The sequence below is a fragment of the Candidatus Stoquefichus massiliensis AP9 genome (assembly GCF_000455285.1).
In the GTDB taxonomy this organism is placed as follows: Bacteria; Bacillota_I; Bacilli_A; order Erysipelotrichales; family Coprobacillaceae; genus Stoquefichus; species Stoquefichus massiliensis.
This window is the reverse complement of record NZ_HG005287.1, coordinates 239,054-250,111: the sequence shown is the minus strand read 5'-3', so window position 1 is coordinate 250,111 and position 11,058 is coordinate 239,054. Positions and strand designations below refer to the sequence as shown.

Sequence of the window (11,058 nt, the reverse complement as noted above, 5' to 3'; positions counted from 1 at the left end):
TCATCATTATCATAATACAATAATGATGTGTATATCTTAAGAATTTATTAAACTTTGAGATAATCTATCACATTATGAAGAGATTGGAATATTTTTGTTGTCATTTGAGCATATTCTGGTTCAGGATATTTCATATCAGGGATGCATATAACTGGAATGTTGGCACTATGGGCTGCTTGTATACCTGCTTCACTATCTTCTAAAACTAATGCTTGAGATGGCTGTACACCTAACTTTTCACAAGCTCTTAAAAAGACTTCTGGATTTGGTTTGCCATGAGTAACTTCATCTCCACAAATTGAATCATCATAGTGTTTTAATATATCAGCCATCCCTAGTAAATGTTCAACTCTATTTCTCGTACTTGAAGTGGCAACAATTGTAAGATAGTTATTATCTTTAAGATATGTGAGTAATTCTATAAGCCCCTCTTTTAAAGGAACACCTTCTTTTTCAAAGATATCATTCATTAATTGGTGAACCTCTCCTAAAACATCATCCATAGGGAAATCATTTCCATATTCATCATACATAATCTGAAAAGCAGTAGGAAGTGTTTTCCCTAATAATCTTTTGTAAAAATCTTCTGACATTGTTAAATTCATTTTCTCTAAAACTTTAACATAACATTCATATGTTACTCTTTCACTATTAATCATTAAACCATCCATATCAAATATGATTGCTTTTATCATTTCATCATCCTCCATTATCTATTGGTAGTATAAGAAAACAATCATATTGTGTCAATGGAAAAACAAAGATTATATCAATATTATTTTGCTTATTTTGAGAGTTTATATTATAATGAAAAAGGTTTGGAGGTTAGATTATGAATAATATGATAGAAAGATTAGAAACAATCGCAAGAAGATATGAAGAATTGAATGAAATTTTAATGGATCCAAGTATTGCGAGTGATATTAATAAGATGACAGAAGCGTCTAAAGAACAGGCATCACTAGAAAGTGCTTATCGTTTATATGAAGAGTATAAGAAAGTGCTAAGTGGTATTGAAGAAGCAAAAGAATTATTAAAAGAAAATGATCCTGAAATTAAAGAAATGGCTGAAATGGAATTAAGTGAATTAGAAGAAAAGAAACCTCTTTTGGAAGAAAAATTACATTTAGAACTTATTCCTAAGGATCCAAATGATAATAAAAATGTTATTGTAGAAGTGAGAGGAGCTGCTGGTGGAGATGAAGGAAATATCTTTGCTGGTGATTTATACAGAATGTATGTGAAATATGCAGAATCACAGGGCTGGAAAATTGAAGTGATGGAAGCACAGGAATCTGAAGCTGGAGGATATTCATTGATATCTTTTATGGTTAAAGGTGAGGGTGTTTATTCTAAATTAAAATTTGAATCTGGATCTCATCGTGTGCAACGTGTTCCTAAGACTGAAACACAGGGACGTGTCCATACATCAACAGCAACAGTTCTTGTTATGCCTGAAGCTGAAGAAGTGGATGTAGAAATTAATCCAAATGATTTACGTATTGATACATATCGTGCATCAGGAGCAGGGGGACAGCATATTAATAAAACAGATTCAGCTGTTCGTATTACCCATCTTCCTACAGGTATTGTTGCATCTAGTCAGGATGGACGTAGTCAGCATGACAATAAAGATAAAGCAATGCGTGCACTTCGAGCAAGAGTTTATGAAAAATTCTTACGTGAACAGGAAGAAGCATTAGGTAGTGAAAGACGTAGTAAGGTTGGTAGTGGTGATCGCAGTGAGAAGATTAGAACTTATAACTATCCGCAAAATCGTGTCACTGATCATCGTATTGGTTTAACAATTCAACAGTTGGATCGTATTATGGAAGGTAAATTGGATGATATTATTGAAGCCTTGATGAATGAAGATCAAAGATTAAAATTAGCAGGTGCCCAGTAATGACAGTGAGAGAACTGCTTCGTGAAAGCGAAGCAATGCTGGATGATAAGGACAAAGATTGTAATGTTGCGAAGGTTTTGTTTTACCATTTAGCCAATAAAGAACCTCATCAGTTGTATCTTATGATGGATGAAGAAGTAGATGAAGATTTACTGCATGCTTTTCAAATTGGAATGAAAAGATATATGGATGGTGAACCTATTCAATATATTAACGGAAAAGAAAATTTCTTTTCTAGAGATTTTATAGTGAATGAAAATGTTTTGATTCCTCGTTATGAAACAGAAGAACTTGTAGAAAATATTTTATATAAAATTGATGATTATTTTGATGATTATTCATCTATTGATTTATGTGATGTAGGAACTGGTTCTGGAGCAATTGCAATAACATTAGCATTAGAAGAACCAAAACTTAATGTAACTGCAACAGATATTAGTGAAGAAGCACTAGAAGTAGCAAGATTAAATGCAAAGGAATTAGGGGCTAAAGTTCAATTCTATCAAGGTGATATGTTACAGCCCTTAATAGATAGAAATATTAAAGTAGACATATTCGTTTCTAATCCACCATATATTCCAGTAGAACAAGATATTGAAAATGTTGTTAAAGATAATGAACCTCATGTTGCTTTATTTGGTGGAGAAGATGGTTTATATTTTTATCGTCAAATATTTTCTAAAGTAAAAGAAGTCATAAAACCAAAAGCAATACTTGCTTTTGAGATGGGTTTTGACCAACGTGAATTAATGTGTAAAGCAGTAGAAAAATATTTTCCTGACATTCCTTATGAAATTATCAAAGATATAAATGGAAAAGATCGCATGTTGTTTATATATTATCATTTACAATAAAGGATAAACTATGATTCTAGAAACAGAGAGATTATATTTAAGGCATCTACAATTTGATGATGCAATGCGTATGAGCGAATATCGTAATAAGCCAGAAGTTGCTGAGTATCAGTCATGGACAACTTATTCAAAAGAAGATGCCATGAGACGAATACAACAATGTTTATTGGTCAAATCATTAAATCAAGTAAAAAGTGATTATCATTTAGCCATTGTTAAAAAAAAGGATAACTTGTTAATTGGTGATATATTTGTTGAAATTCTAAATGCTAAGGTTTTTGTTTTAGGATATACTTTAGATAGTGATTACTGGTCAATGGGTTATGCCAGTGAAATGGTAGAGGCATTTTGTCAATATATGAAAAAAGAATATGGTTTTAAAAAGGTCATGTGTTATGTTTATTATGATAATGTGAGATCAAAAAAACTATTGAAAAGATTACATTTTGTTAAGTTTGATGAATCTTATTATTATAATGATGAAGGATATGTTAAAAAACTAAGATGATTTCATGAAGAAATCATCTTTTCTTTTTATTTTCCATATCTTTTTCACAATTTTATATTATAATGAGAAATATAGTGAGGTGAAAGTTATGAGGGTTTTATTAGTTGAGGATGAAAAGTTAATCCGAGTGTTTATTGTAGAGTATTTCAGTAAACAGGGAGCAGAAGTTATTGAAGCTGAAGATGGATATGAAGCACTTTCTTTATTAGATGATGCTTTTGATATTGTATTATTAGATATTATGATGCCAGGTATTGATGGTTATGAAGTTTGTAAGTTGATTAGGCAAAGAAATGATGTCCCTATATTATTTATTAGTGCATTGAGTGAGGATGAGAATAAATTAAAGGGATTTGAATTAGGTGCAGATGATTTCATTTCTAAACCTTTTACACCTTCTTTGTTATATGCGAAATGTCATGCTTTATTAAAACGAGTGAAAAAAGAGAACAATTCTTTATCTGAAGGAATTATTCATATTGATGAAGATACGCATGAGGTTTTTGTTAATAATGAACTTGTTCAATTATCTCATAAAGAATATACTATGCTCATTTATTTTATCCATAATAAGAGAAAGATTTTATCTAGAAATCAGTTGTTGGATCAAATATGGGGTTATGATTATTATGGTGATCAAAGGATTGTCGATACATATGTTAAGAAATTGAGAAAAAAGATAGGAGCGGCAGCACCTTATATTCAAACAGTTGTAAAAATTGGATATATGTTTGATCCTAAGGAGAATATCTTATGAAAAAACTGAATTTCAGTTTAATTCTTAAAATAACAGGTGTTGTTTTTATAGCTTTTGCGATAGTATTAGGCAATGAAATTCGCCTAGGAATAGATCGTTATATAAAAAATACATTAGATACAGATGCTGAAGCAACGCTCAGAACATTAGACAAGTTTTCTAAATCATATGTTGAGTCAATCGCTGCTAATAAAGTTGATCTTCATTCAAACCAATTTCAACGTTTATATAAAAAAGCACTTGCTGGTGATTCAACAAAAGTCAAATGTCTTGTTGATAATCGTGGAAAGATTCTCGATATGTCACGTGATGGTGCAAGTCGTCCAACTATATGCTTAATTGTATCAAATTTCGATGGAGCACAGAACTGGCCAGCTTATTTTAACTTGCAATCATTAGATGAAGTCACTTTAAATCTATTAGAAAACGAACTTAAAGCACATCATGATGAACAAAATAATGTTCAAATGAAGGCTGTTTTAGAAAAGAGGAATGATTATAATAATGAATATGTGGAAATAAAGATAAAATCTTTTATGTTAAATGATGATGAGATTTATTCATCCAATGTCTCAGGAAAAGTCGAAACAGTTGAAGGATATGTCAGTTCTTATGCAAATAAGAATTTAGAAATTGTTTTTTCCTCAAGTGTTAATGAGACAATGAAATCATCAGCACTATCAGACAGTGCTTCTGAAATTCAAACACAGACACTTATTCTTGATTATCAAGATGCAATGGACGGACTTCAATCAAAGATAAACTCTCAATTTCAAAAATTTAAAACGACAGGAACAAAACTCACATCAAGTAATTATTCCAATGCATTATTACTTAGTCCATATGAATATAATGGGAAATATTATTCTACGGTTATGATTAGACTTGAGGATTGGAATTTAATTGGAGATATTAATATTAATTATGATAATGAGGAATCCCTAGATTTAGTAACAGTTGGATATATTTTTGTTACACAAGAATATGACAATTTGACTATTAAAGCATTACAGCAGTTTATGTATGATAATTCTTCAACATATTTTTTGGCCTTTCTTCTGATTATTTTGATTTGTCTTTCTATAGCCTATATGATTATTAAGCCTATTCGTCGCATAGAAACAACAGCAAAACATATTGCTCATAAAGAATTTGATTATCCTATTGATATGACTCGACATGATGAATTAGGAGACCTAGCAAGAAGTATTGATCAAATGAGTAAAGAGTTAGAAAAAACAATTAATAATTTGCATCAAGAAATTGAAAGGGTTCAGCGATTAGAAGAAGTTCGTAAGGAATTTGTTTCTAATTTTACACATGAAATTAAAACACCATTAGGAATTATCAATGGTTTTAGTGAATTGGTTGAATTAGAACAAGATGAAAGAAAAAGAAATGAATATATTGGTATTATTCAAAATGAGACAAAACGAATCAATGAGTTAGTTATAGCTATGTTAGATCTTTCTAAATTGGAATCACAAAAGGTAGCTTTAACATATGAAACAATAGATTTATTAGATATTGTAGATGAATCATTAGATTCAATGATGCACTTATTTGAAAAGAAATCTATCCATGTTCATACATCATTAGATTCATCAGTTTTAGTAGCTGATCGTTTTAAAATGGAAATGGTTATCTATAATTTTATGAGTAATGCATTAAGATATACAGAAACAGGGAAGAATGTTTATATTCATTTGGATGAACATTGTTTTGAAATTGAAAACAATGGGGATCCAATCCCTGAGGCTGATATGGAGAAGATTTGGCTCACTTTCCATAAAGTAGATAAATCTAGAAATGCTGAGGGAACTGGACTTGGATTAGCTATATGTAAGGCTATATTAGATTTACATCATTTTGATTATGGTGTTAAAAATACAGAAAAAGGTATTCTTTTCTATTTTCGTTTTTAAGAATTTCATTGATAAGATGAAATTCTTTTTTTCCAATTTTTACCAGTAGAACTTTATTGTCTTATTTGAGAAAATAAAAGTTTGAAAGGAGGTAAATAATGGGAAAAATATATGGGTATGTAAGAGTATCATCAAAGGATCAAAATATCGCAAGGCAATTGGCTGCTTTGGAACAATTTCATTTGAAAAAAAGGTATATTTATATTGATAAAATGTCTGGTAAAGATTTTAATCGACCTAGTTATTTGCGATTGATGAAGAGAATTAAGGAGGGTGATTTAATTATTATTAAGTCAATTGATCGATTAGGTAGAAATTATGATGAAATTATTGAACAATGGCGTTACATTACAAAAGAGAAAAGAGCTGATATTCGTGTTTTAGATATGCCACTACTAGATACAACATTATCTAAGGATATATTAGGAACATTTATTGCAGATCTTGTTTTACAGGTTTTAAGTTTTTGTGCCCATGAGGAACGTACGAATATAAAACAAAGACAAAAAGAGGGAATAGATGCAGCTAAAAAAAGAGGGGTACATTTTGGACGTAAACCTATTCATTTGCCAAAAGATTTTCCTACAATTGTGGAGGCTTTTGAAAGTAAACAGATTAGTGAAAATGATGCTATTCAGCTTCTCAGCATGAGTCGAACAAGTTTTTATAAGTATAAAAAAGAATATCACGAATAGATATTCTTTTTGTGTTTTGTCTTTCTAATATGACAAATAATTTAAAGTGAACAGATTATAATGTCATGTGTGAGGTGAGAGTATGGAATTAATTATCAATCCAGGTCGTACAAAAAAACTAAAATTACAGTTTGTCATCTATATAACACTCATATCCTTTTTAGTGTCTCTTGTCAATATTTATCATACATCCTTATTATTTGTTTTGCCTTTGTTTTATTTATGTTTTATGTGTGGTTATCGAGCGCTGCTAAGTTATGGGGTTGGCTTACTGATTGGAATTATCTTTTTGAAAGTTCCTTATGAATTATTAGTAATAAGTCTTTTTTCATTTGTTTTGTTAGAATTTTGTCTATTGTTTCAGTCAATGCGGTCAAGGTATGTTCCTTATATGTTAACATTGATTGGAGGTATTTATTACGCTTATATTCAAATTGATCTATTATCAACATTATTATTAACCATTTTAACTTATTTTAATATCATTATTTTCTCCTATTTAGCACCTTTGTTTATGCATGGAGAATCAGAATTATTAACCCATGAGAGGGTGAAATCTTTATCTGTTGTCATTTTTATATGTTTGATGAGTGTTTTACCTTATTCACAATTAGTGACAATGGTATTTATAAGAGTTTTTATTTTGGTAATGGTTTATCATGAGTGTTTGGATGATCTATTACCAGGCTTATTTTATGGCTCAATGTTGATGTTATTGATGGATTTAGGGTATAAAGATGATATTTTGACTTTTTTATTGCCTTTGTTTTTCTTTTATATGGTCAAATGTGAATCTAAATTTACGATGACTGCTCTTTATTTTTTATCGCATTTGATTTTACCATTCTTTGTTGATTTTTCTTATACATATCATGGATTAATTGTTGCTGTGAGCGGTTTAATCTTTTTGGCATTACCAATACATAAAACAAAAACATTATTGTCATCTAGTTATCAAGAAATGACAATGAAACAACAGTTATCAAAGCAGGTAGATTCATTTTGCCGTTTATTTGAACAAATGACATCATTATTTACATTATCACCAACACATAATCATTCTTTAGAATATATAGGTTATGTATATGAAGATATGTGTTATAATTGTTCAAGTCAGGAAACCTGCTTTAATAAGAAATATGGTCCTAATAGACTTGTTAAATTAATGAATAAAGGATTAAAAGAAACATATGATACAAAAGATGAAGATTTCATTTATCAGTATTGTTTAAAACCAGAACAGTATTTAGAAACAATGAATACTTATCAAAAAGACTATCGTAAGATCAGTCGTATACAACAAGAATATTCAACAATGAAAAAGGATCTCTATCATCAGTTTTCTTTATTGAATGATGTTTTTCATCAATTTTCTTCTCAATTAAAAGTGGGACATATTGAGGAATCACATATTTATGAGCATATGGAAGGATATCATTTTCAAATAGCACATTTGAAAAAATATTATGAATCACAATCTGTATATTATATTGAAATTGGTTTATATGAAACAACGAAAGAAGAAATTGAGAATGAGTTTGTTCCTATTTTACAGGATTATTTAAATGAGACATTAGATATAGAAGTGATGAGAACACCAATGCATCAATTAGGTTATACTTATTTGGTATTGAAACATCATGCACGTTATTATGTTCAATATGGTATTTCACAATGTTCTAAAGATAGTGTTGCATGTGGTGATAGTTATACAGTGTTTGCAATGGATGAAAATCAGTATTTTGGATTAAGTGATGGAATGGGACAAGGTCAAAAGGCAAGTGAAGATTCTTCTTTAACACTAGATGTAATGAAACAGTTAATTGTGAATGGTATTTCTTTAAAAGATACTATACAATCGGTAAATGCTTTATTGAAGATTAAAAATCGTAATGATATGTTTACGACTGTTGATATGATTCAAGTCAATTTAGTTGGTGGAAATACGACAATGATTAAATATGGGGCATGTCCTACTTATATATTAAGGGATAAAGAAGTTATTGAAATAAAATCTGAATCATTGCCAATGGGAATTATTTCTCCAATTGAGACTTCTGTTGAGAAGTTTCAATTGATGGAGAATGATATCGTTTTTATGGTCACTGATGGTTTTACAAATCAATTTGGTGAATTTTTAGATAATAATAAATATTTAATTGATGAAGATCATCCTAAAGAAATTGCTCATTTATTAACGCATTTAGCAAATGATGAGCAAAAGAATGATGATATGACTTTGATTGTATTAAAACTTTGTAAGCAATAATCCCAAAATATTGGGATTTTTGTTTTTGAATTCACATTTCTTTGATATAATGGGCTAGTGGAAGTGATGAAAATGAATGTACAATTATTAAATAAATCATTATATTATGTTATAGGGGTATCAGGTGGCTGTGATTCTATGTATCTTTTGGATACATTGCGTAGTCAGGGATATCGTTTATTAGTTGCCCATGTAAATTATAATTATCGTCATGATAGTTATCTAGATTATGAGTTAGTTTGTGATTATTGTGCAACATATGGCATTCCTTTTTACTATAAGGAATTTCATAGTGAGGATTATCATCGTGGTAATTTTCAGGATATGGCAAGAACATTGCGCTATAATTTTTATAAAGATATATATACTCTTTATAAATGTGATGGGTTGATATTAGGACATCATTTGGATGATCATTTAGAGACAATTTATATGCAGCTAACTCACCATAATACAATACATTATTTAGGTATAAAAGAAGAAAACTATGTTCAGGATATGCGAGTGATTCGCCCTTTAATGGATTGTTATAAGGAAGATATTGTAAAGGCGTGTATTGATCATCAGATTCCTTATCATGACGACTATACGAATTTTGAAGTTGATTTTGAAAGAGATAAAGTTAGAAATACTGTGATGAATCAGTATTCTAAGGAGCAAAAGGAAGCTTTATTACTAAAAGCGAAAGAACATAATCAAAGAATCAAGGAATTAGAGTTTAAAGTTCAGCCGTATTACCAACAATATATGTCAGATGGGCAAATCTATTATTATTATATTCCTCGTGTTTTGAGAGAAATCTTTCTTTACTTGATATTAAGGGATGTTATGCATCCCCAATTAATATCACAATCTTTGATAGAAGAAATCAAACATCAAATAGATAGTGTAAAGCCAAATATACAAATGAATTTACCAGTTAATTATCTGTTCATAAAAGAATACGATAATGTATATATCATTGATAAAGATAAAACAAAGGGATATTGTTATGAATTTAAAGAATTTATTCCTTTTGGCTGTGAATATTTTCATTTGTTAGATACTGGGCATATGAATGAAGGTGTTTTTTTAACTGAAGATGATTATCCTATTACGATTCGTACTATTCAAGAGGGTGATAGTATTATGACATCTTCTGGAACGAAGAAACTTTCTCGGTTATTTATCAATGCAAAAATTCCTGCATTAAAGAGAAAAACGTGGCCAGTTGTTCTGAATAAGGACAAAACGATTATTTTAGTGCCACATATTGCAAAAAACATTGATTATTTGACTACAAAACCAAATGTATTTGTGATAAAATAGGATAACCATTATAAGGAGTGAAGGAAGTATGCATAAAGATGTTAAAGAAATTTTATATACACAGGATGAAATTTCTCAAAAATGTAAAGAATTAGGCAAACAAATTATGAATGACTATCATGATAAAGATTTGGTTTTAGTTGGACTGTTAAAGGGATCTGTTCCTTTTTTAGCAGAACTTTCTAAATGTGTTAATCTTGATGTCACTTTTGATTATATGGATGTCAGTAGTTATGAAGGTGTAGAATCACGTACAATTACAATTAAGAAGGATCTTGATCAGGATGTTAAAGGTAAAGATATTTTGTTAGTTGAAGATATTTTGGATACGGGAAAGACTTTATCTACAGTTAAGGCAATGTTAGAAGAACGTGGTGCTGCATCAGTTGAAATTGTGACTATGTTAGATAAAAAGGAAGGAAGAACTTTCCCAATTGAAGCGAAATATGTTGGTTTTGAAATACCAAATGCATTTGTGATTGGATTTGGTTTGGATTTTAATGAGAAATATAGAAACCTACCATATGTAGGTATTTTAAAAGAAGAATGTTATCAATAAAAAGGAGATCGTATGAACAATAAAAATAAGAGTTTATTTAAAGCGATAATGCCTTGGTTAGTTGTTATTATTCTGTTAAGTTCATTAGTACCATTGTTGAATGGTGGCAAATCTAGTGAAGTGAATTACAATCAGTTTGTACAGATTGTAGATCAGCAAAAAGTAACAGAAATGACAGTTATGCCAGGTGTTTATGTAACAAGTGTAGAAGGACAATACACAAAGACTGAGGATGGTAAAGAAGTTAAATATACTTTTAAAACAAATGTTCCTCAAA

Annotated in this window: 11 protein-coding genes; 10 read left to right on the top strand and 1 reads right to left on the bottom strand. The window is 29.7% G+C overall.

Features of this window, described 5'->3' with window-relative positions:
• Window positions 1-47: 47 nt before the first annotated feature.
• The gene (locus BN350_RS07255) at window positions 48-695 is read right to left on the bottom strand and encodes an HAD family hydrolase (protein ID WP_028042999.1); all 648 of its coding nucleotides are present in this window, start codon (window positions 693-695) and stop codon (window positions 48-50) included.
• Between the two features lie 137 nt (window positions 696-832).
• On the opposite strand from BN350_RS07255, the gene prfA reads away from it, so the two are divergent.
• The 10 genes from prfA to BN350_RS18705 form a co-directional block, all read left to right on the top strand.
• The gene (gene prfA / locus BN350_RS07250; protein WP_028042998.1) at window positions 833-1,906 is read left to right on the top strand and encodes a peptide chain release factor 1; all 1,074 of its coding nucleotides are present in this window, start codon (window positions 833-835) and stop codon (window positions 1,904-1,906) included.
• On the top strand, window positions 1,906-2,760 hold the full coding sequence (prmC, locus tag BN350_RS07245) for a peptide chain release factor N(5)-glutamine methyltransferase (protein WP_028042997.1): 855 nt from the start codon (window positions 1,906-1,908) through the stop codon (window positions 2,758-2,760). The genes prfA and prmC overlap by 1 nt, the downstream gene beginning before the upstream one ends.
• A gap of 10 nt (window positions 2,761-2,770) precedes the next feature.
• On the top strand, window positions 2,771-3,268 hold the full coding sequence (locus BN350_RS07240; RefSeq protein WP_028042996.1) for a GNAT family N-acetyltransferase: 498 nt from the start codon (window positions 2,771-2,773) through the stop codon (window positions 3,266-3,268).
• Window positions 3,269-3,356: 88 nt separating this feature from the next.
• Window positions 3,357-4,025: a response regulator transcription factor gene (locus tag BN350_RS07235; RefSeq protein ID WP_028042995.1), complete on the top strand. Its 669-nt coding sequence runs from the start codon at window positions 3,357-3,359 to the stop codon at window positions 4,023-4,025.
• Window positions 4,022-5,950, top strand: coding sequence for a sensor histidine kinase (locus tag BN350_RS07230; protein WP_028042994.1), 1,929 nt, complete (start codon window positions 4,022-4,024; stop codon window positions 5,948-5,950). Before BN350_RS07235 ends, BN350_RS07230 begins: the two co-directional genes overlap by 4 nt.
• A 98-nt stretch (window positions 5,951-6,048) precedes the next feature.
• A complete protein-coding gene (locus BN350_RS07225; protein ID WP_028042993.1) occupies window positions 6,049-6,645 on the top strand; it encodes a recombinase family protein in 597 nt (198 codons plus the stop codon).
• An 82-nt stretch (window positions 6,646-6,727) separates the two neighbouring features.
• On the top strand, window positions 6,728-8,914 hold the full coding sequence (locus tag BN350_RS07220) for a PP2C family serine/threonine-protein phosphatase (protein ID WP_028042992.1): 2,187 nt from the start codon (window positions 6,728-6,730) through the stop codon (window positions 8,912-8,914).
• 72 nt (window positions 8,915-8,986) lie between these two features.
• Window positions 8,987-10,222 carry a tRNA lysidine(34) synthetase TilS gene (gene tilS, locus BN350_RS07215; protein ID WP_028042991.1) on the top strand — a complete coding sequence of 412 codons (1,236 nt, stop codon included), beginning with the start codon at window positions 8,987-8,989 and terminating at the stop codon, window positions 10,220-10,222.
• 28 nt (window positions 10,223-10,250) lie between these two features.
• Window positions 10,251-10,781, top strand: a complete 531-nt coding sequence (gene hpt / locus BN350_RS07210; RefSeq protein ID WP_028042990.1) for a hypoxanthine phosphoribosyltransferase — start codon at window positions 10,251-10,253, stop codon at window positions 10,779-10,781.
• Window positions 10,782-10,793: 12 nt separating this feature from the next.
• A partial coding sequence (locus BN350_RS18705; protein WP_044600185.1) for an ATP-dependent metallopeptidase FtsH/Yme1/Tma family protein occupies window positions 10,794-11,058 on the top strand: 265 nt, incomplete at its 3' end.

Coding starts and splice junctions, on each gene's coding strand:
- BN350_RS07255 (WP_028042999.1), bottom strand. CDS start 695: ATGATAAAAGCAATCATATTTGATATGGATGGTTTAATGATTAATAGT.
- prfA (WP_028042998.1), top strand. CDS start 833: ATGAATAATATGATAGAAAGATTAGAAACAATCGCAAGAAGATATGAA.
- prmC (WP_028042997.1), top strand. CDS start 1,906: ATGACAGTGAGAGAACTGCTTCGTGAAAGCGAAGCAATGCTGGATGAT.
- BN350_RS07240 (WP_028042996.1), top strand. CDS start 2,771: ATGATTCTAGAAACAGAGAGATTATATTTAAGGCATCTACAATTTGAT.
- BN350_RS07235 (WP_028042995.1), top strand. CDS start 3,357: ATGAGGGTTTTATTAGTTGAGGATGAAAAGTTAATCCGAGTGTTTATT.
- BN350_RS07230 (WP_028042994.1), top strand. CDS start 4,022: ATGAAAAAACTGAATTTCAGTTTAATTCTTAAAATAACAGGTGTTGTT.
- BN350_RS07225 (WP_028042993.1), top strand. CDS start 6,049: ATGGGAAAAATATATGGGTATGTAAGAGTATCATCAAAGGATCAAAAT.
- BN350_RS07220 (WP_028042992.1), top strand. CDS start 6,728: ATGGAATTAATTATCAATCCAGGTCGTACAAAAAAACTAAAATTACAG.
- tilS (WP_028042991.1), top strand. CDS start 8,987: ATGAATGTACAATTATTAAATAAATCATTATATTATGTTATAGGGGTA.
- hpt (WP_028042990.1), top strand. CDS start 10,251: ATGCATAAAGATGTTAAAGAAATTTTATATACACAGGATGAAATTTCT.